This window comes from Rahnella sp. CJA17(1/100) (assembly GCF_963881615.1).
Classification (GTDB): domain Bacteria; phylum Pseudomonadota; class Gammaproteobacteria; order Enterobacterales; family Enterobacteriaceae; genus Rahnella; species Rahnella aceris.
Window position 1 is genome coordinate 37,816 of the sequence record NZ_CAWOJA010000003.1, and the last position, 22,318, is coordinate 60,133.

A 22,318-nucleotide genomic window follows, 5' to 3' on the forward strand; every position below is an offset into this window, starting at 1 on the left:
ACACCAGCACGGTGTCCCGTTTTTGATTCTGTCATCAATCACTTCACCGTTTATCCGCCTTTTTCCAGCGCAACTCTCTGTATTTCATTTTGCGAAAAATTCATCGGTTTCTTCCCGCTGATTTTTCGAACCTTTGTCTATGCTTAGTAGAAGAGCTATGCCTCTTTGAGAAGCTGAAATAAGCACTTATTTGGAAATTGTGAGCGTAAGCGTCATCGCGCACTTTTTGGCAAAACCGAAACACAGCCGGATCACAAAGCGGCGATAAAAAGGGGAGCACACTGGGATCACGTTTCGTATTGAATACCTGAATGATTTTATTGGATTTATTGATTTAATTAATCATAGGACGAAATACATGTCTGTACTTCCCGATCAGCACGTCATTAACCAAATTATATCTGGCCACTACGCTGATCCTTTTTCTCTTTTGGGTATGCATTCTGTGGCCGCCGGGCTGGAAGTGCGTGCCCTGTTGCCGGATGCGGATCAGGTCTGGGTTATTGATGTAGAAAAAGGTAAACAGGTGGCGGAACTGCGTCGTTACGATGATCGCGGTTTCTTTGTCGGCCTGATCCCGCGGCGTAAAAATGCCTTTCGTTACAAGCTGGAAGTCCGCTGGGGCGAGAATCTGCATGTGATTGACGATCCGTACCGGTTCGGCACATTGTTGCAGGAACTGGATATCTGGTTGCTGGCAGAAGGCACGCACCTGCGGCCATACGAAAAACTCGGCGCACATCTGCAAACGCTGGATGACGTCGAGGGTGTCAGTTTTGCCGTCTGGGCACCGAACGCCACGCGGGTTTCCGTCGTGGGTGAATTCAACTTCTGGGACGGCCGCCGACACCCGATGCGCCAGCGCCGTGAAAATGGTATCTGGGAACTCTTCATTCCCGCCGTCCGCGAAGGTCAACTGTATAAATTCGAAATTATCGACTGCCGCGGGCATGTCAGCCTGCGCGCCGACCCTTATGCTTTTGAGGCGCAGATGCGTCCGGATACTGCCTCGTGCGTGCGTAAATTACCGGATGTTGTGCCGCATTCAGAAAGCCGAAAGAAAGCCAATGCGCTGAATCAGCCGGTTTCCGTGTATGAAGTGCACCTGGGTTCCTGGCGTCGTCATACCGATGATAATTTCTGGCTCAGCTATGGTGAACTGGCCGAGCAATTAGTCTCGTATGCCAAATGGATGGGTTTTACGCACATCGAACTGATGCCGGTCAACGAACATCCGTTCGACGGTAGCTGGGGTTATCAGCCGCTTGGCATGTATGCGCCGACCCGTCGTTTTGGCACGCCGATGGAATTCAAAGCCTTTGTTGATGCCGCGCATAACGCCGGGCTGAACGTCATTCTCGACTGGGTGCCGGGGCATTTTCCGAGCGACACCTATGGTTTAGCGCAGTTTGACGGCACCGCGCTGTACGAATATGCCGATCCACGTGAAGGTTATCATCAGGACTGGAACACGCTGATTTATAACTATGGCCGCCATGAAGTGCGTAACTATCTGGCAGGCAATGGTTTTTACTGGATTGAACGGTTTGGCATTGACGGCCTGCGTGTCGATGCCGTGGCTTCCATGATTTACCGCGATTACAGCCGTAAAGCCGGGGAGTGGATCCCGAATTATTACGGTGGCCGCGAAAACCTCGAAGCCATTTCCTTCCTGAAATACACCAACCAGACCATTGGTCGTGAACTCGGCGGTGCGGTGACGCTGGCGGAAGAATCGACCGATTATCCTGGCGTCACCATGCCGCCGGATGCTAACGGGCTGGGTTTCCATTACAAGTGGAATATGGGCTGGATGCACGATTCCCTGACCTATATGCAGCTTGATCCGGTTCACCGCAAATATCATCACAACCTCATGACATTCGGCGTGCTTTACGCTTACAGCGAGAACTTCATATTGCCGCTGTCCCACGATGAAGTGGTACACGGTAAAAAATCTTTACTGGATAAAATGCCCGGCGATGTGTGGCAGAAGTTCGCCAACCTGCGCGCTTACTACGGCTTTATGTGGGCACATCCGGGCAAGAAATTGCTGTTTATGGGCAATGAATTTGCGCAGGGGCGTGAGTGGAATTTTGACGCCAGCCTCGACTGGCATCTGCTTGACGATCCAAGCGGCTGGCACAGCGGCGTACAACATCTGGTTCGCGACCTGAACCAGACCTATCAGGCCAATGCGCCGTTGTATGAGCTCGATTACAACCCGCGCGGTTTCGAATGGCTGGTGGTCGACGATCACGAAAACTCGATTTTCGCCTTTGCCCGCCGTGACGAAAATGGCGGTGAAGTGATCGTCATCAGTAACTTTACGCCGGTTCCGCGTGAGCATTATCGCATAGGCATCAGTCAGCCTGGGCGTTATCACGAAATCCTCAATACCGATTCGCATTTCTACCGTGGCAGTAATGTCGGCAACGGTTGCGATATTTACAGTGAAAATATTGGCCATCATCAGCGTGACCATTCGATCAGCGTGACTATTCCGCCGCTGGCGACGGTTTATTTGCGAAGGGAGGCGTAATGAAACAGCTCGCGACCGGTCAGCCCGCGCCTTTTGGTGCGCATCTCAGAGATAACGGCGTCAATTTTTGCCTGTACTCTGCACATGCGGAAAAAGTGGAACTCTGTCTTTTTGATGAGACCGGCAGCGAGCAACATTTGCCTTTGACCGGGCGCACCGGCCATCTCTGGCATGGATTTGTGCCGGGGCTGAAAGCCGGACAACGCTACGGCTACCGGGTTTACGGACCGTTCGACCCGAAAAAGGGTCACCGGTTTAACCCGAAGAAAGTGCTGATCGACCCAAGCGCACGTGCGATTGACGGCGTACTGCTCGACAACGCACGGTTCACCGGCGGCACCGATGCGCCCGACGATAAAGACAGCGCCGTGGTTGCGCCGAAATCAGTGGTGGTCGCCGGAAATTTCGACTGGGGTGATGATCAACCGCCCGCGAAACCCTGGGGTGAAACGGTGATTTACGAGGCGCATGTGCGCGGCCTCACCCGCCAGCATCCCCATATTCCGGCAGCCCTTCGCGGCACCTATGCCGGGCTGGCACATCCGGTGATGCTTGAATATTTGCAGCATCTGGGCGTCACCGCGATAGAACTTTTGCCGGTGCAGCATCATGCCGACGAACCACGCCTGCAACACCTTGGGCTGAGTAATTACTGGGGCTACAACGTGCTGGCACCGTGCGCGGTTGAACCGCGTTACGCCAGCGGGCTGGGCGGTGTATCGGCGCTGAATGAATTTAAATCGGCGGTTAAAGCGCTGCATCAGGCGGGTATTGAAGTGATCCTCGATGTGGTGTTCAACCACAGCGCTGAGCTGGATATCGACGGGCCGTTTATTTCGTTTCGTGGCATTGATAACGCCAGCGGGTACTGGCTTAACGACGACGGTTCCGACAACAACATGACCGGCTGCGGCAACACGATACGGCTGATGGACGAGGACATGATCGCCTGGACCCTCGATTGCCTGCATTACTGGGTACGTGAATGTCATGTTGATGGCTTCCGTTTTGATTTAGCGACAGTTCTCGGCAGAACGCCGGAGTTCACCGCACAATCGCCGTTGTTCCTGGCCATTAAACACGATGACATCCTCTCGAAAATCAAACTGATTGCCGAGCCGTGGGATATCGGGGCCGGGGGCTATCAGCTCGGAAATTTCCCGGCACCCTTTGCCGAATGGAGTGATGTGTGGCGCGACGATATGCGCCAGTTCTGGCTGCATGGCGATCTTTCTCTGGGGCAGTTTGCCGGGCGTTTTGCCGCCTCCGCCGACAAGTTCAACCCCGCGCAGCGTGAGCCTTACGCCAGCATCAACATGCTGACGGCGCACGACGGCTTCACGTTGCGCGATCTCGTCAGTTTTAACCAGAAACATAACCAGGCCAACGGTGAAGAAAATCGCGACGGCCATAACGAAAATTTCAGCCAAAACCACGGTGAAGAAGGGCTTGAGGCGTCTGAAGGCGTATTACAGCAGCGCCGTCTCAGCCAGCGTGCCTTGCTGGCAACGCTGTTTCTGTCACAGGGCACGCCGATGTTGCTGGCCGGTGATGAACTCGGCAACAGCCAGTCGGGCAACAACAATGCCTATTGTCAGGACAATCCGCTGACCTGGCTCGACTGGGAAAATGCCGATGAAAGCCTGACGGCCTACACCGCTGCGCTGATTGCGTTGCGCCGGAAAATTCCGGCACTGACGCAAAACCGCTGGTGGCAGGAAGGCAGCGAAGACGTGCAATGGCTGAATCAACAGGGGCAACCGATGAGCCCCGGCGACTGGGAGCAGGGGCCGCAGCAGTGGCTGCAAATCTGCCTGTCACAGCGCTGGTTGGTTATCGTTAATGCCTCGCTGCACGAGGTGGATTTGCACCTGCCGCCGGGAAACTGGCAGCCAGTGGCACCGTTCAACAGCGTGCTTTTTGATGAGGAACCCCGGCGTGTCATGGAAGGCTCGCAATGGCGGGCAGCAGCAAAAACCCTCTGTGTCCTACAAGATTTCACTTCACAGAGCCGGTCATTATAAAAACAAAGGAGTCAGATATGGCGACATTAGATAACCGGGACCCGGTCATGCTGGCAAGGCAGTTGCCGCTGAAATCCGTGGCATTAATCCTTGCCGGGGGCCGTGGTTCAAGACTGAAAGATTTAACCGCAACCCGGGCAAAACCCGCCGTTCACTTTGGCGGAAAATTCCGCATCATTGATTTCGCCCTGTCAAATTGCCTGAACTCCGGCATTCGTCGCATCGGCGTGATTACACAATATCAGTCACACACGCTGGTTCAGCATATTCAGCGCGGCTGGTCTTTCCTTAACGAAGAAATGAACGAATTCGTCGATTTACTTCCGGCGCAGCAACGCCACAGCACCGAGCACTGGTACAAAGGTACCGCCGATGCGGTTTATCAGAATCTGGATATCATCCGCCGCTATAACGCCGAGTTTGTGGTGATCCTGGCGGGTGATCATATCTACAAGATGGACTACTCGCGGATGCTGATCGACCACGTGCAGAAGGGCGGTGAATGTACCGTCGCCTGCCTGGAAGTGCCGCGCACCGAGGCCAGTGAATTCGGTGTTATCGGCGTCACTGAGGATTATCACATCACCAGTTTTGTCGAAAAACCCAAAGACCCGCCGCCGATGCCCGGCAATCCCGACATGGCGCTGGCGAGCATGGGCATCTACATTTTTAATGCAGACTATCTGTTTCGCATGCTCGAAGAAGACATGGCGAGTGAAGAGTCGAGCCATGATTTCGGCAAAGACCTGATCCCGAAACTGACCCGTCAGGGCGTCGCCCGCGCGCATCCGTTTGGTCTTTCCTGCGTCACGCAAAACGATGAAGCGCCGCCGTACTGGCGTGATGTCGGCACGCTCGATGCCTACTGGCGCGCTAATCTGGATCTGGCGTCAGTCACGCCGGAGCTGGATATGTACGACCGCGACTGGCCGATCCGTACCCACATGGAGCCGCTGCCGCCCGCCAAATTTGTACAGGATCGCTCAGGCAGCCACGGCATGACCATGAATTCGCTGGTGGCCGGTGGCGTGATTGTTTCCGGTTCGGTGGTGGTGCATTCCGTGCTGTTCCCGCGGGTACGTGTCAACTCTTTCTGCAATATCGATTCGGCCATCATCCTGCCGGATGTGAATGTGGGGCGTTCATGCCGTTTACGCAAATGCGTCATTGACCGCGCTTGTCAGATCCCTGAAGGCATGGTGATTGGTGAGAATGCCGATGAAGACAGCCGCCGTTTCTACCGTTCGGAAGGTGGCGTGGTGCTGGTGACCCGCGCAATGCTGGCGAAACTATAAACAGACGATAGAAGTACGACTTTTCGTCATCCCGGTGAACGCCGGGATGACCGGGATAATCAGGAGCGCGAATGCAGGTTTTACATGTTTGTTCTGAGCTGTTTCCGCTGTTAAAAACGGGCGGCCTTGCGGATGTCGCCGGTGCATTACCCGCCGCTCAGATTGCGGAAGGCGCGGATGTCCGCGTGCTCATTCCGGCTTTCCCTGACGTCAAAAAAGGACTGGGGGAAACACAGGTGATTGGCACGCTGGCAACTTTTGCCGGGCATGTCACCCTTTCACTGGGTTACTTTGATGGCGTGGGTATTTATCTGATTGATGTGCCGGGATTGTATGACCGTCCCGGTAGCCCGTATCACGATCAATCGTCGTTTGCCTATCCGGATAACCATCTGCGCTTTGCGTTGCTGAGCTGGATGGCCTGCGAACTGGCATTGAATTTCGATCCACACTGGCAACCCGATATCGTCCACTCTCATGACTGGCACGCCGGTCTATGTTCCGCGTATATCCGCGCCCGTAATGCGCCGGTGCGGACGGTTTTCACCGTACATAATCTGGCGTTTCAGGGATTGTTTGGCGCGCATCATCTCGATGAGCTGTATATCCCGCGCGAGTTCTTTCAGATGCACGGGCTGGAATTCTACGGCCAGATATCTTTCCTGAAAGCCGGTCTGTTCTATTCCGACCACGTGACCACCGTCAGCCCAACGTACGCGAAAGAAATCACCCGTCCGGAATTTGGCTATGGCATGGAATCGCTGCTGCTGGAACGTGAAATGCAAGGGCGGCTGACGGGGATCCTTAACGGCGTCGATGACGCTATCTGGCAGCCGCGTGATGACGTGCTGCTGTCAGCGCGTTACGACGCGGAGGATTTACGCTCGAAAGCGGTCAATAAAGCCTATCTGCAACGGGCGATGGGGCTGGATGTGGATGATTCGCGGCTGGTATTTGCTGTCGTCAGTCGCCTGACCAGCCAGAAAGGGCTGGATCTGGTGCTGGAAGCCTTGCCGGATTTACTCGAACGCGGCGGTCAGCTGGCGCTGCTGGGCGCGGGTGACGCGGTGCTGCAACAGGCATTTCTGGCAGCCGCGGCGGACAACCCTGGCCAGGTCGGCGTGCAGCTCGGCTATCACGAAGCGTTTTCCCATCGCATTATCGGCGGGGCGGATGTCATTATGGTGCCGAGCCGTTTTGAACCTTGCGGATTAACCCAATTATATGGCCTCAAATACGGTACGTTGCCGCTGGTGCGCCGCACCGGCGGGCTGGCCGACACGGTGGTCGATTGTGCACTGGAAAATCTGGCCGACGGAACAGCCAGTGGTTTTGTCTTTGAAGAAGCAACGGGGAAATCGCTGGGAAATGCGATCCGCCGGGCATTTGTTTTGTGGAGCCGACCGAAACACTGGCGACACGTCCAACAACACGCCATGGGTATTGATTTTGGCTGGAAGGTGGCTGCGCAGGAATATATCACCCTGTATAACCGCCTGCTGTCCTGACCCTGAACGTAGCTAACTTGATCGGGAATGTAACGCTATGACTTCACCGTTTAATTACAACTCACCGACAGTCAGTGTCGAAGCGCTTAAGCATTCTATTGCCTATAAACTGATGTTTATCATCGGCAAAGATCCGTCTATTGCGACACAACACGACTGGCTGAACGCCACATTGTTTGCGGTGCGCGATCGCATGGTGGAACGCTGGTTGCGTTCTAACCGGGCGCAAACCTCACAGGACGTCCGGCAGGTTTATTACCTGTCGATGGAGTTTCTGATTGGACGGACGCTTTCCAATGCGTTGCTGGCGATGGGTATTTACGACGACCTGAAAAGCGCGCTTGATGAAATGGGCTTTGATCTCGAAGAACTGATCGGTGAAGAAAATGACCCTGGTTTAGGCAACGGCGGTCTCGGACGACTGGCGGCCTGTTTCCTTGATTCGCTGGCGACGCTGGCGCTGCCGGGGCGCGGTTACGGCATCCGGTATGAATACGGTATGTTTGCGCAAAGCATCATCAACGGTGAGCAAAAAGAAGCGCCGGATTACTGGCTGGAATACGGTAACCCGTGGGAATTCCAGCGTTACAATACCCGTTATAAAGTGCGTTTCGGCGGACGGGTGCAACATGAAGGCATCAAAACCCGCTGGCTGGAAACCGAGGAGGTCATCGCCTGCGCCTATGATCAGGTCATTCCCGGCTACGACACCGACGCGACCAACACGCTGCGCTTGTGGGGCGCGCAGGCCAGTAACGAAATCAATCTGGGGAAATTTAATCAGGGCGATTACTTCGCGGCGGTGGAAGATAAAAACCATTCTGAGAACGTGTCCCGCGTGTTGTATCCCGATGACTCAACTTATTCTGGCCGCGAGCTGCGGTTGCGTCAGGAATATTTTCTGGTGTCGGCGACCGTGCAGGATATTCTCAACCGGCATTACACCACGCACCATACTTACGACAATCTGGCCGATAAAATCGCCATCCACCTCAACGACACGCACCCGGTATTGTCCATCCCTGAGCTGATGCGCCTGTTAATCGACGAGCATAAATTCGAGTGGCAAGCCGCGTGGCAAACCGTGTGCAGCGTGTTCTCTTACACCAACCACACGCTGATGAGCGAAGCGCTGGAAACCTGGCCGGTAGACATGATCGGCAAAATCCTGCCGCGTCATCTGGAGATTATTTTCCAGATTAACGATCACTTCCTCAAAGAAGTGGCGGAAAAGATCCCCAACGATAATGGCCTGCTGTCGCGTGTCTCGATCATCGATGAAGGCAATGGCCGCAAAGTGCGGATGGCGTGGCTTGCGGTCATCGCCAGCCACAAAGTTAACGGTGTGTCTGAGCTGCATTCCGAGCTGATGGTGCAGTCGTTGTTTGCTGATTTTGCCCGTATTTATCCGGACCGTTTCTGTAATAAAACCAACGGCGTGACGCCGCGCCGCTGGCTGGCACTGGCCAACAAACCGCTGTCAGCGGTAATTGACGATGCCATCGGCCAGACCTGGCGTTCTGATCTCAGCCAGCTGGCGGAACTGAAACAGAATCTGGATTACCTGAGCTTCCTGCAGGCAATCCGCAAGGCCAAGCTGGACAACAAAAAGCGGCTGGCGCTGTATATCGCCCAGAAGCTGAATATTGTGGTGGATCCGAAAAGCCTGTTCGACGTGCAGATTAAGCGTATCCACGAATATAAACGTCAGCTAATGAATGTGCTGCACGTCATCACCCGTTATAACCGCATTCTCGAAGAGCCAGATGCCGAATGGGTGCCACGCACAGTGATTTTCGCCGGTAAAGCGGCCTCGGCGTATTATGCGGCGAAGCAGATCATCCGGCTGATCAACGATGTGGCGGCGGTGATCAACAACGATCCGCGTATTGGCAACAAGCTGAAGATCGTTTTCATTCCGAACTACAGTGTCAGCCTGGCGCAACTGATCATTCCGGCGGCGGATCTTTCCGAGCAAATCTCTCTGGCGGGTACCGAAGCCTCCGGCACCAGTAACATGAAATTTGCTCTCAATGGCGCGCTGACTATCGGGACGCTTGACGGTGCCAACGTTGAAATGCTCGAACACGTGGGCGAGGAGAATATCTTTATCTTTGGCAATACCACGCCGCAGGTCGAGGAATTACGCCGCAAAGGCTACAACCCGCATACTTACTTCGAGCAGGACGCCGAGCTGCATCAGGTGCTGACGCAAATCGCCACCGGGGTCTTCAGCCCAGGCGAGCCGAAGCGCTACACCAACCTGTTCGATACGCTGGTCAATCTCGGCGATCACTATCAGGTGCTGGCGGATTACCGCAGTTATGTCGATACGCAGGATAAAGTCGATGAGCTGTATAAACTGCCGGAAGAATGGACGCGCCGCACGCTGCATAACATCGCCAACATGGGCTATTTCTCCTCGGACCGTACCATTCAGGAATACGCCGATGAGATCTGGAACATTAAGCCGGTGAAGTTGTAGAGGAGTGGCTCCCTCCCCTGCGAAGGGGAGGGTTGGGGTGGGGTATTAAGGTCAAAAACAAGATGTTAAGTGTGCATAAGCACTTGTTTTGTCTGTTAAACCCCCTCCCGGCCTCCCCCTTCGCAGGGGGAGGAGCTAACTAAATCAAGACGCCAGCGACAGATGTTTCTTCTGCTGTTTGTGCGTTTCCAGCCACTCGGCGACGCGTTGTTGCTGGGTTTTATCCAGCCACATACCGAGTTTGGTACGACGCCAGATGGCATCATCAAGCTGTGAAACCCACTCTTTTTCCACCAGATAACGCAGTTCAGCTTCGTAGAATCCGTGACCGAAATCTTCGCCCAGCGATTCAAGACTGGTCGCGTCATTCAGGAATAACTCTGTCTGGCTGCCGTACGTACGCGCATAACGGCGTGCCAGTGATTCCGGTAACCATTTGAAGCGGGAACGCAGATTGGCGCTGTAGGTATCACGGTCTCCGTTCAGTTTCCCGCCAGGCAGCACGGCCGTTTTGGTCCACGCCGGGCCGGCTTTCGGATAGTACTTCACCAGTTTTTCCAGCGCGTGTTCTGCCAGTTTACGGTAGGTGGTCAGCTTGCCGCCGAATACAGAAAGCAGCGGTGCTTTGCCATCCTGATCGTGAACGTCGAGCGTGTAATCGCGGGTCACCGCCTGTGGTGAATCTGATTCGTCATCGCACAGCGGGCGCACGCCGGAATAAGTCCAGACGATGTCTTCAGTGGTCAGTTGTTTCTTAAAGTGGTCGTTATACACTTTCAGCAGATAACCGATTTCATTGTCATCGATTTTCACGTCTTTCGGATCGCCGTGATATTCCACGTCGGTGGTGCCGATGATGGAGAATTCATCCATCCACGGGATCACGAAAACAATGCGGTGATCTTCGTTTTGCAGAATGTAGGCCTGCGGCTGATTGTGTGCACGGGGCACCACAATATGGCTGCCTTTGATCAGACGGATGCCGTATGGCGATTTCAGCTTCAGGCCGTCGTCGAAGAAATGTTTTACCCACGGACCGGTAGCGTTTACCAGACCTTTGGCGCGCCAGGTGAAGGTTTTGCCGGTGTCGATATCTTCGGCTTCCACCATCCACATGCCGTCTTCACGCCATGCGCGGGTCACGCGGGTGCGGGTACGAACTTCGCCGCCACGTTCTTCCACTTCCTGTGCATTGACGACCACTAAACGCGCATCGTCGACCCAGCAATCCGAGTATTCAAAACCTTTGGTCAGTTCTGGTTTCAGCACGGACTCGCTGCCGAATTTCAGACCTTTACTGGCCGGCAGGCTGGTGCGTTTGCCCAGATGGTCGTACAGGAACAAACCGGCGCGGATCATCCAGGCCGGGCGCAAATGCGGCTGATGCGGTAAACGGAAACGCATCGGGAATGCAATATGCGGTGCCATTTTCAACAGCACTTCACGTTCAGCCAGCGCTTCGCTGACCAGACGGAATTCGTAATGTTCCAGATAGCGCAGGCCACCGTGGATCAGTTTAGAACTGGCCGAAGAGGTCGCGCAGGCCAAGTCTTGCGCTTCAAGCAGCAGAACAGACAGCCCGCGGCCAGCTGCGTCGACTGCGATGCCGGTACCATTAATACCGCCACCAATTACGATCAAGTCTTTGGTTTCCACGTCATCTTCCTCCAGATGTTCGCAATAGCTCTTTTATGTTCGTTTTCGCTCACGATTGTAATCGAGAATCGACAAACAAGCCAAGCGTTAACCAAATAAAAACAATTATGCGTGATGAAGGTAACATTTTTGTGTCGGTTTCGAGCAAAATAGCAAGGCGGGGACGAAACCGAACGCCGCTACGCGTGGAATTTTTCGAAATTGTTCGTTTTGCCGGGCAGGGCGGAGGGAGGAAAAGCAGGAGCGCCAGCCGCAGCGCTCCTTAAATGCAGGCAAATCAGCACAGTTCGAGATGCACGTCGTACTTGTCGATGATCTGCTTCACGCTGTCCGGCGGCTGTTTATCAGTGAACAGATAATGAATCAGATCCATTTTGCCGAGGTTGACCATCGCGTTTCGGCCAAATTTGGAATGGTCCGTCACCAGCATCACGCAGCGGGAGTTTTCGATAATCGCGCGTTTGGTACGGGCTTCGTGATAGTCGAATTCGAGCAGCGAACCGTCCATATCGATGCCACTGATGCCGAGAATGCCGTAATCAAGGCGGAACTGAGAGATGAAATCGAGCGTTGCCTCGCCCATGATGCCGCCGTCGCGGGCGCGCACTTCACCGCCTGCGAGGAACAAACGAAAGTCCTCTTTGGCTGTCAGCAGCGTCGCGACGTTCAGGTTGTTGGTCACGATGCGCAGATTTTTATGGTTAAGCAGCGCATGCGCCACGGCTTCCGGCGTGGTGCCGATATCAATAAACAGCGTTGAACCGTCAGGGATCTGGCTGGCGACTCGTTCGGCGATACGCGCTTTCGCTTCCGACCACATCACTTTACGGTCGTTGTATGCCGCATTCACCGAACTGGACGGCAAGGCTGCACCGCCATGGTGACGGTGAATTTTATTCTGTTCCGCCAGATCATTCAGATCACGGCGGATAGTTTGCGGGCTGACTGCAAAATGCTCCACCAGCTCTTCGGTGCTGACATACCCCTGCTGGCGGACTAAATCGATAATCGCATCATGGCGTTGTGTTTGTTTCACCCGAATCCCCTACTTATTTTTTTTGTTGCGCGGAGTGCGCGTATCAACAAATGCCATGACCAGGCCGAGACCCAGACCAAACGCATGCGCGGCATTCGACACGGCCGCGCCGCCCGTAGCATAGCCAATGAACATAAAAATCAGCGAAATGACCAGTAATCCGCCGGGCACATACAGACGACTTTCCGGTTTCAACTGGCCGGTCAGCCAGGCGTAACCCATCAGCGCGTACACCACACCGGATAATCCGCCGAACCACGAACCGTTGACCATCGACTGGCCCCAGCCGCTGATCAGGGCAGAAATTAAGGTTACGGTGAACAGTTTGCCGCTGCCCAGATGCATCTCAATCTGGCTGGCGAGATACCACCACCATGCCAGATTAATCAGCAGGGCAATAAAGGAGAAATTCATCAGGGCCGGGGTGAACCAGCGCCATAACTGGAAAACGCGCGAACTGTCCGGCCAGGCGAGCCAGCTCATCACCAGTTCGTCGCCGACCATCTGTTGCAGGATAAACACCGCGAGACTCAGCACAATCATGCCTATCGTCAGCGGCCCGGCGCGGCTGCGCAGGGTTTTCAGGAAGGGCGTGTGCGACATCTTTAAATGTGGCTGTGCCTTGCCGGTTTTCCAGCTTGCTTCCTGATAGCGCGGATGCAGGGGATCGCGCACAAACAGCGCCACCTGCTTCTCGGCCTCTTCCAGACGGGATTCATCTTCCAGCCAGAGCTGCACTTCCTGACTTTCGTGTTTCATCGTCAGCGTAAAACCCTGGGTTGCCATGTAATCGACAAAAGCCTGAGCCAGGCGGGGGTTGTTCAGGTTAAGAATGCGCACCATAGCGTTTAGCGGTTTCCCTAATTGTTTGATTTGTTGCCGTCATTTTAGGGCAATACCTTATCTGCCAGCGTGGGGGATGTCGATTATAACGTCAGACGGGTAAAGGAGGGGAATTTAGGAATGCTGTGCGGTTATCTGTGAATAGAAAATTATGGTGATGTGATGAGGATCGAAGTCTTTTGCAACACCGCCGGATGACGGTGTTGCAAAATCGAGCCTTTAAAGCCCTTCCAGCGCCTGTTGCAGATCAGCAATCAGGTCTTCGGTATCTTCGATACCGATGCTGATGCGCACCAGTCCGTCGGTGATACCGCTCTGGCGGCGAACTTCCGGCGCGACGGCGCTGTGCGTTGTCGATGCCGGATGGCAGGCCAGCGAATCGGTGTCGCCGAGCGATACCGCCTGCGTGATGATGCTCAGCTTATCGAGGAACGTCCGTGCGGCGTTGAGGCCGCCTTTCAGCTCAATGGCCATAATCCCGCCAAACAGTTTCATTTGTTTTGAGGCGGTGGCATATCCCGGATGCTGCTTCAGCCCCGGATAGAACACGGTGTCTACCGCGCTGTGGCCGTCGAGGAATTCCGCCACCGCCTGTGCGCTCAGCGAACTGGCTTCGACGCGCAGCGGCAGAGTTTTCAGGCCGCGGATCAGCAAACTGGCTTCGAACGGGCTCAGGTTGCCGCCGAACTGCTTCAGACTCAGGGTGCGGATTGGCGTGATTAATGCCGCTGAACCGGCCACTACGCCACCGGTCGCATCGCCGTGGCCGCTGATGTATTTGGTCGCGGAATGCAGAACGATATCAATGCCCAGTTCCAGCGGGCGCGTCAGGTACGGCGTGGCAAAGGTATTATCCGCCACACTGACTGCACCGGCGGCTTTCGACAGACGGGCGACTTCAGCCAGATCGGCGATATCCAGTCCCGGGTTAGCCGGGGTTTCCACCAGCACCACTTTGGTGTTTTTTGTGAATGCCGCTTCCAGTTCGCTCACATGGGTAACGTGAACCGGTTTGATGCCATAACGTGGCAGCAGGTTACGCACCACGCCTTCAGTGCCGCCATACAGCGTGCCGATATGAATGATTTCATCGCCGGGAACCAGCAGGGCAAACAACGTTGCGCTGATCGCTGCCATGCCACTCGCGCAGGCAACGGCGGTTTCTGCACCTTCTAGCGCCGCCAGTTTCTGTTCAAAAACGGCCACCGTTGGATTGGCGAAACGGCTGTAAATATAACCCGGTTCTTCACCACTGAAACGGCGTGCGCCGCTGTCAAAATCCGGGTATGAAAATGCCGATGCGGCGGTGATAGGTGTCGCAATCGCGCCGGTCAGGGCATCGGGCTGCTGTCCGCCATGAACGGCGAGCGTACGCATCCCTAAAGAACGTGAAGTGTTCAGATGTTTCATCTTGTAATCCTGTCGATAGTAGGCGGAAATTATATCAACACTGGAGAAAGGTAGCTTTTTCAGCTTAAGAACATTTTCGGCGCAAACTCATTAGCCTGGTTATAAAGACTATAGCGTGCGCCGGCGTCAATAAAGGGGGATCAGGCTTCGATATCTTGCGGGAAGGTTTGCGACCAGGCTTCGAAACCGCCGTCAACGCTGTACACGGATTCGAATCCCTGGCCGATCAGGAACTGTGCGGCACCGCGGCTGCTGATGCCGTGATAGCACATCACCAGTACCGGTGTTTTGGCATCGGCCTGCTGGATAAACGCAGGCAGGCTGTCGTTGCTCAGATGATAAGCGCCAGGTGCATGTGCTGCGCCGAAGCTTTGCGGGTCACGAATATCGACCATCACGGCTTCGCCTGAGGTCAGGCGGGAATGTGCTTGTTCAACGCTGATTGCTTCAAATTGTTCCATTCTGGTCTTGCCTCATAAAAGGTTATGCCGCCATTCTACCCAATAATTGCACAACTAAGACCAGACGAAATACAGGGATAAAGGCTAAACCAGGATCACCTGCACGCCTTTCTGACGTAACTGTCCGATGATTTCATCATTCGCTTCTTTGCCGGTGATCAGCACATCGATTTGTTCGGTGCGGCTGAACAGCATGCCCGCGCGCTGGCCGATTTTGCTGCTGTCGACCAGTACCGCCAAATTCCCAACATAATTCAACATCTTCTGCTCGGCCATCGCGGTCAGCATATCGGTTTTGTACAGGCCATCGGCTGTCAGCCCCGCGCCGCTGGTGAACATCCAGTGCCCGGCATACAGGCTGGCATCGCCGTCTTGTGGTGCCAGCGTAATTGACTGACTTTTATTGTACTGACCGCCCATGATCACCACGCTGTCGTGCTCCTGTTCAATCAGATAATTGGCCAGCGGCAGATAATTGGTAATGACCTGAATATCTTTTCCGCACATTTCACGGCCGAGCAGAAACGCCGTCGAACCGCAGTTAATCACCACGCTTTCACCCGGCTGGCACAGTTCGGATGCCGCTTTGGCGATACGCATTTTCTCGTTGAGATTGTGCGTCTGATGGATATTCAGCGGTGTCCAGTTCTGGCGTGGCTGATTCACGGCTTCAGCGCCATTGCGCACTTTCCGCAATTTGCCCAGTTCGTTGAGCTTGGTGATGTCACGACGCGCCGTAGCGGGTGAAATATCAAACTGATCAATCACATCAGCGACGGAAATCTGCCCCTGACGTTGCAGCAGATCGAGAATAGCATTGTGGCGTTGTGGCTCAGTCATGGTGGCTCCGCAGGTAAATAGGTGATTACCGCGTGATTATAAACGAGCAGTAATGGCAATTACATGGTTTATAAAAAAGCGGAGTCTGTTGCCTCCGCCTGTTCATAACATACTTTATAAGAAAGACTTGAATGGCAGATCAGTCTCTGTCGTAAAGCAGTCGTCAAAGCCACGCGGATAATGATATTCGAAATTATCCTTATCATCCGGATACGTGAATTTACCGCCGACCTGCCAGATAAACGGTTTGAAGCCGTATTTCAGGCGATCTTTTTTCATCTCCCACAGCACGCGGATTTCCTGCGGATCGGCCTGGAAATTCGACCAGATATCGTGGTGGAACGGAATAACGACTTTGGTGTTGAGGGATTCCGCCATGCGCAGCATATCGACGCTGGTCATTTTATCGGTCACACCACGCGGGTTTTCGCCATAAGAGCCGAGCGCCACGTCTATCTGATATTCGTTACCGTGTTTGGCGTAGTAGTTGGAATAGTGCGAATCGCCGCTGTGATACAGGTTACCGCCCGGCGTTTTGAACAAATAATTCACCGCGCGCTGATCCATCATATCCGGCAATACCCCTGCGGCTTTCTGGTCTGCGGGCAGGGTGATCAGCACCGTGCGGTCGAAAGAATCCAGTGCGTGAATTTCCACGTCTTTGATCCTCACCACTTTGCCCGGCGTCATCACGATGCAACGACTGGCGGGCACGCCCCAGCTCATCCACAAATCCACACAGGTTTGCGGGCCGATAAAGGGCACGTCAGCAGCACAGTTTTGCATGACAGCGGCGGCCACGTTCACATCGATATGATCGTTATGATCGTGGGTGGATAACACCGCGTCGATCTCCCTGATCGCAAAGGGATCGAGCACAAACGGTGTGGTGCGCAGATTTGGCTGGAGCTTCTTTACACCGGCCATGCGCTGCATCTGGTGGCCGGTTTTCATCAGCGGGCTGCTGTGATTTTGCTTGCCGACGCCACACCAGAAATCGACACAAATATTCGCGCCGCCCTCAGACTTCAGCCAGATCCCCGTACAGCCCAGCCACCACATGGCAAAGGTGCCCGGCGCGACCTTTTCCTGCTCGATCTCTTCGTTTAACCAGGTGCCCCATTCCGGGAAAGTGCTGAGGATCCAGGATTCGCGGCTGATTGTTTCTACTTTGCTCATAGTATTCCCTCATCTGAGTTGGCTTTGAAATAGAGTCACAATAAATCATTTGGTGATTATATGTGATTTGTTTGTGAGAAGTTATCATCGAAAATTCATAATGACAATGATTATAAACGAGCGATTTTTAGCATTAAGCAGGGGGTGACAAAGAAGGATGGGAGGATTTCAGGCGGTTTTCACATGCTTTTTTTTGTAGTATATGGCTGATATTTATCATGAAAACAGAGTCATTTAGTTTGTTAGCTCATTCTGCCGATGACGATATCTTGCGAGACTGCTCACAAATAATCATTGCGAATCTTTATTTGATTCGATGTGAGCATTAGAGTGCGTTTGTCCCTCACTTTTTAGCGCAGCGGTTATGTTCAAGTGCGTTGAAGAGATCAAACAAGGTCAGACGGAGAGTCTTATGGAATTCCTCTACACCATCTTCACCGTATTTTTTAATCAGGTAATGACTAACGCGCCGTTGCTGCTGGGTATTGTGACCATGCTCGGTTACATCCTGCTCAGGAAGAGCGCGACGGTGATTATCAAGGGCACCATCAAAACCATTATCGGCTTTATGTTACTGCAGGCGGGGTCCGGCATTCTGACCGGTACCTTCAAACCGGTGGTGGCAAAACTTTCAGAAGTGTATGGCATTAACGGTGCAATATCAGATACCTATGCCTCAATGATGGCCACGGTGGAGCGCATGGGCGAGGCCTATAGCTGGGTCGGTTACGCGGTGCTGATCGCCCTAGCGCTGAATATCCTGATGGTGGTATTTCGCCGCATTACCGGCATTCGCACCATCATGCTCACCGGCCATATCATGTTCCAGCAGGCGGGGCTGATTGCGGTGTTCTTCTTCATCATGGGCTATCCGATGTGGACCACCATCTGGTCAACCGCAATTCTGGTATCGCTGTACTGGGGCATTACCTCGAACATGATGTACAAACCGACGCAGGCCGTGACCGAAAACAGCGGCTTCTCGATTGGTCACCAGCAGCAATTTGCCTCGTGGATCGCTTATAAAATCGCGCCGTATCTCGGCAAGAAAGAAGACAGTGTTGAAGATCTCAAACTGCCGGGCTGGCTGAATATTTTCCATGACAATATCGTGTCTACCGCCATCGTGATGACCGTGTTCTTCGGCATCATTCTGTGTTCCTTCGGCCTCGACACCCTGCAGCAAATGGCCGGAAAAACCCACTGGACGATTTACATCCTGCAAACCGGTCTGATGTTTGCAGTGGCGATTTTCATCATTATTCAGGGCGTGCGTATGTTCGTTGCTGAACTGACCGAAGCCTTTAACGGCATCTCCCAACGCCTGATCCCCGGTGCCGTGCTGGCCATCGACTGCGCGGCTATCTACAGCTTTGCGCCGAACGCCGTGGTCTGGGGCTTTATGTGGGGCACCATCGGCCAGCTGATTGCTGTCGCCATTCTGTTTGGCATGGGCTCTTCCATCATGATCATCCCCGGCTTTATCCCGATGTTCTTCTCTAACGCCACCATCGGCGTGTTTGCCAATCACTTCGGCGGCTGGCGCGCGGCGCTGAAAATCTGTCTGGTAATGGGGATGATCGAAATCTTCGGCTGCGTCTGGGCCATCAAACTCACCGGCCTGAGCGCCTGGATGGGCATGGCAGACTGGTCGATTCTGGCACCGCCAATGATGCAGGGCTTCTTCAGCATCGGTATGGCCTTTATGGGCGTCATTGCGGTGATTGTGCTGCTCTACATGTTCTTCGCGGGTCGCGCATTGCGGGCCGAAGAAGATGCTGAAAAACAGGCGCTTAATCAGTCCGTTTCTCACTAATGACTGTTCACTAATGACTTCTCACAAATAACTTCTCACAAAATAAAGAGGTTCCCATGACAGTACGAATTCTGGCGGTATGCGGTTGCGGGCAAGGCAGTTCGATGATCATGAAGATGAAAATCGGCCAGTTTCTGACGCAGGAAGGCGTGGATCACACCATGAACAGTTGCGCGGTGGGGGAATACAAATCCGAGCTGAGCGGTGCTGACATTATTGTCGCCTCCACGCACGTGGCGGATGAAATCACCGTCAGCGGCAACAAATACGTGGTCGGCGTGCGCAACATGCTGTCGGCGGCGGACTTCGGTCCGAAAGTGATGGAAGTGATTAACGCGCACTTTTCCGCAGACCTGAAAAAGTAAGGAGCGATGTATGAAACTGCGAGATTCGCTGGCTGAAAACAACTCGATTCGCCTCAACGCAGAAGCAGAAACCTGGCAGGACGCCGTGAAAATTGGCGTCGATATGCTGGTGGAAGCCGGAGTGGTAGAGCCGCGTTATTACCAGGCGATTCTGGACGGCGTCGAACGTTTCGGGCCGTATTTCGTGATCGCGCCCGGGCTTGCCATGCCGCATGGCCGTCCGGAAGAAGGTGTGCTGAAAACCGGTTTTGCGCTGGTGACGCTGAAAAAACCGCTGGTGTTCAATCATGAAGATAACGATCCGGTGGATATCCTCATCACGCTGGCGGCGGTGGATGCCAATGCGCATCAGGAAATCGGCATCATGCAGGTGGTGAACCTGTTTGATGATGAAGCCAATTTTGACCGCCTGCGTGCCTGCACCACGGCGCAACAGGTGCTGGATCTGATCGACCTGACCTCCGCCACGGCGGTTCATTAATTCGTTAGCAGAGAAGGAATATATTATGTCTCATTCATTACCGATGTTGCAGGTGGCGCTGGATAACCAGTCGATGGACGACGCTTACAAAACCACGCGTCTGATCGCCAGCGAAGTCGACATTATCGAAGTCGGCACTATTTTGTGTGTCGCAGAAGGTGTGCGCGCGGTGCGTGACCTTAAGGCGCTGTATCCGGAAAAAATTGTGCTGGCCGATGCCAAAATCGCCGATGCCGGAAAAATCCTCTCGCGCATGTGTTTCGAAGCCCATGCTGACTGGGTGACGGTGATTTGCTGTGCCGACATCAACACCACCAAAGGTGCGCTGGAAGTGGCGAAAGAATTTAACGGCGACGTGCAGATTGAGCTGACCGGTTACTGGACGTGGGAACAGGCGCAGGAATGGCACGACGCAGGCATCGGGCAGGTGGTTTATCACCGCAGCCGCGACGCGCAGGCCGCCGGGGTGGCGTGGAGCGATGCCGATATCTCGGCGATTAAACGCCTTTCCGCCATGGGCTTTAAAGTGACCATTACCGGCGGCCTGGCGCTGGAAGATTTGCCGCTATTTAAAGACATTCCGGTGCACGTCTTTATCGCCGGACGTAGTATCCGCGACGCCAAAGATCCGGTTGACGCAGCACGTCAGTTCAAAAAATCCATTCGCCAGCTCTGGGGCTAAGGAACACCGGATGATGCATAAAGCCGTTCCACTCGGTATCTATGAAAAAGCCCTGCCTGCGGGCGAAGACTGGCTGATGCGCCTGACACTGGCGAAAGAGCTGGGCTTCGATTTCGTTGAAATGTCGGTGGATGAAACCGACAACCGGCTGGCGCGGCTGGACTGGTCACGCGAGCAACGTTTGCGGGTAGTTGATGCAATATCACGCACCGGCATCCGCATTCCGTCCATGTGCCTGAGCGCACACCGGCGGTTCCCGCTTGGTGCAGAAGATGATGAAACCCGCAATCAGGGTCTGGAAATCATGCGCAAGGCCATCGTGCTGGCGCAGGATCTCGGCATTCGCGTGATCCAGCTTGCCGGTTATGACGTGTATTACCAGCAGGCCAATGAAAATACCCGCGAGCGTTTTCGCGATGGCTTGCAGGAGTCCGTCGAAATGGCCAGTCGTGCGCAGGTCACGCTGGCGATGGAAATCATGGATTACCCGCTGATGAATTCGATCAGCAAAGCGCTGGGTTACAGTCATTACCTGAACAATCCGTGGTTCCAGCTTTATCCGGATATCGGCAATTTATCGGCATGGGATAACGACGTGCAGATGGAACTGGCAAGCGGCGCAGGGCATATCGTCGCTGTGCATGTTAAAGACACGCAGCCCGGCGTATTTAAAAACGTCCCCTTTGGCAGCGGCGTGGTGGAGTTCGAGCGTTGCTTTGCCACGCTGCAAAAAAGCGGTTATCGCGGGCCGTACCTGATCGAAATGTGGAGCGAAACTGCCGCCGACCCGATGCAGGAAGTGCGCAACGCCCGCGCCTGGGTGGTCGATAAAATGCAGAAAGCCGGGCTTAACATGGAGGAAACCCGATGACGGATGCACTGAAACAACGCGTATTTGAAGCCAACATGGCGCTGCCCGCTTTTGGTCTGGTGACCTTCACGTGGGGGAATGTCAGCGGTATTGATCGCGAGCGCGGTATTGTTGTGATCAAACCGAGCGGCGTGGAATACGAGAAAATGCAGGTCAGCGATATGGTCGTGCTGAACCTGCAAGGCGACGTCGTGGAAGGGCATTACAAACCCTCTTCAGATACCGCCACGCATCTCGAACTTTACGCCCGTTTCCCGCAGCTTGGCGGTATCGTGCACACCCATTCGACCTATGCGACGTCATGGGCGCAGGCCGGCGTCGCCATCCCGCCACTCGGCACCACACACGCGGATTATTTTGCCGGTGCCATTCCCTGCACCCGGCCTTTATCGCGTCAGGAAGTCAGCGGAGAGTACGAACTGGAAACCGGCAAAGTTATCGCCGCGTCGCTGACCGGCATCGATCCGCTGCATATGCCGGGTATTCTGGTCGCCCAGCATGGCCCGTTCTGCTGGGGAATCACGCCGGAACAGGCGGTACACAACGCGGTGGTGCTGGAAGAAGTCGCGAAAATGGCGTGGATCACTGGTTCCATCCGCCGTAACCAAACTCCGATGGATGATTACCTGCTGCACAAGCACTTCAGCCGCAAGCACGGGCCGGATGCGTATTACGGGCAGAAATAATCGCTATTGAGATGCCATTAAAACCCCACCCCACCCCAACCCTCCCCTTCGCAGGGGAGAGAGCCGATCGAGTTTTTGCTCCTCCCCCTGCGAAGGGGGAGGCGGGGAGGGGGTTTTAATGGCAACGCCCCATCCCTT

Annotated in this window: 18 protein-coding genes; 11 read left to right on the forward strand and 7 right to left on the reverse strand. The window is 54.3% G+C overall.

Annotated elements, in window-relative coordinates; all coding sequences use genetic code 11:
* The first annotated feature begins 358 nt into the window (after positions 1–358).
* From glgB to glgP, 5 genes are all read left to right on the forward strand, one after another.
* Positions 359–2,542 carry a 1,4-alpha-glucan branching protein GlgB gene (glgB, locus tag AACU55_RS01905; protein ID WP_013573550.1) on the forward strand — a complete coding sequence of 728 codons (2,184 nt, stop codon included), beginning with the start codon at positions 359–361 and terminating at the stop codon, positions 2,540–2,542.
* On the forward strand, positions 2,542–4,566 hold the full coding sequence (glgX, locus tag AACU55_RS01910; RefSeq protein ID WP_134706557.1) for a glycogen debranching protein GlgX: 2,025 nt from the start codon (positions 2,542–2,544) through the stop codon (positions 4,564–4,566). The genes glgB and glgX overlap by 1 nt, the downstream gene beginning before the upstream one ends.
* 17 nt (positions 4,567–4,583) lie before the next feature.
* Entirely contained in the window at positions 4,584–5,861 is a 1,278-nt protein-coding gene (gene glgC, locus AACU55_RS01915; RefSeq protein WP_013573552.1) for a glucose-1-phosphate adenylyltransferase, read from the forward strand.
* A gap of 71 nt (positions 5,862–5,932) precedes the next feature.
* Positions 5,933–7,369, forward strand: coding sequence for a glycogen synthase GlgA (glgA, locus tag AACU55_RS01920; protein ID WP_013573553.1), 1,437 nt, complete (start codon positions 5,933–5,935; stop codon positions 7,367–7,369).
* A 37-nt stretch (positions 7,370–7,406) separates the two neighbouring features.
* Complete coding sequence (gene glgP / locus AACU55_RS01925) at positions 7,407–9,854, forward strand: glycogen phosphorylase (RefSeq protein WP_014411488.1); 2,448 nt, start codon at positions 7,407–7,409, stop codon at positions 9,852–9,854.
* 144 nt (positions 9,855–9,998) lie between these two features.
* Here glgP and glpD read toward each other — a convergent pair whose 3' ends face one another.
* The 7 genes from glpD to ulaG form a co-directional block, all read right to left on the reverse strand.
* Positions 9,999–11,510 carry a glycerol-3-phosphate dehydrogenase gene (gene glpD, locus AACU55_RS01930; RefSeq protein ID WP_014411489.1) on the reverse strand — a complete coding sequence of 504 codons (1,512 nt, stop codon included), beginning with the start codon at positions 11,508–11,510 and terminating at the stop codon, positions 9,999–10,001.
* 277 nt (positions 11,511–11,787) lie between these two features.
* Positions 11,788–12,546, reverse strand: a complete 759-nt coding sequence (locus AACU55_RS01935) for a DeoR/GlpR family transcriptional regulator (RefSeq protein WP_013573556.1) — start codon at positions 12,544–12,546, stop codon at positions 11,788–11,790.
* A gap of 9 nt (positions 12,547–12,555) precedes the next feature.
* Positions 12,556–13,389 carry a rhomboid family intramembrane serine protease GlpG gene (gene glpG, locus AACU55_RS01940; protein WP_134706558.1) on the reverse strand — a complete coding sequence of 278 codons (834 nt, stop codon included), beginning with the start codon at positions 13,387–13,389 and terminating at the stop codon, positions 12,556–12,558.
* A 219-nt stretch (positions 13,390–13,608) separates the two neighbouring features.
* A complete protein-coding gene (locus tag AACU55_RS01945) occupies positions 13,609–14,799 on the reverse strand; it encodes a trans-sulfuration enzyme family protein (protein WP_037033717.1) in 1,191 nt (396 codons plus the stop codon).
* 140 nt (positions 14,800–14,939) lie between these two features.
* The gene (gene glpE / locus AACU55_RS01950; RefSeq protein WP_134706559.1) at positions 14,940–15,260 is read right to left on the reverse strand and encodes a thiosulfate sulfurtransferase GlpE; all 321 of its coding nucleotides are present in this window, start codon (positions 15,258–15,260) and stop codon (positions 14,940–14,942) included.
* Between the two features lie 84 nt (positions 15,261–15,344).
* Positions 15,345–16,100, reverse strand: a complete 756-nt coding sequence (gene ulaR, locus AACU55_RS01955) for an HTH-type transcriptional regulator UlaR (RefSeq protein ID WP_013573562.1) — start codon at positions 16,098–16,100, stop codon at positions 15,345–15,347.
* Between the two features lie 114 nt (positions 16,101–16,214).
* Positions 16,215–17,279: an L-ascorbate 6-phosphate lactonase gene (gene ulaG, locus AACU55_RS01960; protein WP_013573563.1), complete on the reverse strand. Its 1,065-nt coding sequence runs from the start codon at positions 17,277–17,279 to the stop codon at positions 16,215–16,217.
* 412 nt (positions 17,280–17,691) lie between these two features.
* Here ulaG and ulaA point away from each other — a divergent pair, with 412 nt between their 5' ends.
* From ulaA to AACU55_RS01990, 6 genes are read left to right on the forward strand one after another with little or no spacing between them, the layout of a single operon-like run.
* Positions 17,692–19,095, forward strand: a complete 1,404-nt coding sequence (gene ulaA, locus AACU55_RS01965; protein ID WP_014411492.1) for a PTS ascorbate transporter subunit IIC — start codon at positions 17,692–17,694, stop codon at positions 19,093–19,095.
* 56 nt (positions 19,096–19,151) lie between these two features.
* Entirely contained in the window at positions 19,152–19,460 is a 309-nt protein-coding gene (gene ulaB, locus AACU55_RS01970; protein ID WP_013573565.1) for a PTS ascorbate transporter subunit IIB, read from the forward strand.
* Between the two features lie 10 nt (positions 19,461–19,470).
* On the forward strand, positions 19,471–19,941 hold the full coding sequence (ulaC, locus tag AACU55_RS01975) for a PTS ascorbate transporter subunit IIA (RefSeq protein WP_013573566.1): 471 nt from the start codon (positions 19,471–19,473) through the stop codon (positions 19,939–19,941).
* 25 nt (positions 19,942–19,966) lie between these two features.
* A complete protein-coding gene (locus AACU55_RS01980) occupies positions 19,967–20,623 on the forward strand; it encodes a 3-keto-L-gulonate-6-phosphate decarboxylase UlaD (RefSeq protein WP_013573567.1) in 657 nt (218 codons plus the stop codon).
* A 10-nt stretch (positions 20,624–20,633) separates the two neighbouring features.
* Complete coding sequence (locus tag AACU55_RS01985; RefSeq protein WP_037033705.1) at positions 20,634–21,494, forward strand: L-ribulose-5-phosphate 3-epimerase; 861 nt, start codon at positions 20,634–20,636, stop codon at positions 21,492–21,494.
* On the forward strand, positions 21,491–22,180 hold the full coding sequence (locus AACU55_RS01990; RefSeq protein WP_134706560.1) for an L-ribulose-5-phosphate 4-epimerase: 690 nt from the start codon (positions 21,491–21,493) through the stop codon (positions 22,178–22,180). The genes AACU55_RS01985 and AACU55_RS01990 overlap by 4 nt, the downstream gene beginning before the upstream one ends.
* Positions 22,181–22,318: the final 138 nt, after the last annotated feature.